Origin of the sequence: Shewanella sp. NKUCC05_KAH, from assembly GCF_019345585.1 — a bacterium.
GTDB lineage: Bacteria > Pseudomonadota > Gammaproteobacteria > Enterobacterales > Shewanellaceae > Shewanella > Shewanella oncorhynchi.
On record NZ_JAHKQZ010000065.1, the window covers coordinates 1 to 229 of the forward strand.

Annotated in this window: 1 protein-coding gene; it reads right to left on the bottom strand. The window is 59.8% G+C overall.

The window, feature by feature from the left end; genetic code table 11:
- The coding region (locus KO533_RS22510) for a VCBS domain-containing protein (protein WP_219256197.1) at window positions 1–229 on the bottom strand (229 nt) is incomplete at both ends.

Below are 229 nucleotides of genomic sequence, written 5' to 3' on the forward strand. Positions count from 1 at the left end.
GACGGTGCCGGCATCGCTGTCGCCGTTACCGACCGTGATGTCAGCGGGATCGTTCGCGCCGACAATGGTGATGGTCACGGTGTGGCTGGCGGTGCCATCGGCACTGGTGACCGTGATGTCACGGGTCAGGGTTTCACCCGCCTTGAGTGACTGCACGTCGCTGTGGCTGTTGTTTAAGGTGTAGGTCCAGTTACCGTCGGCATCAATGCTGAAGAAACCGTAGTTGCCA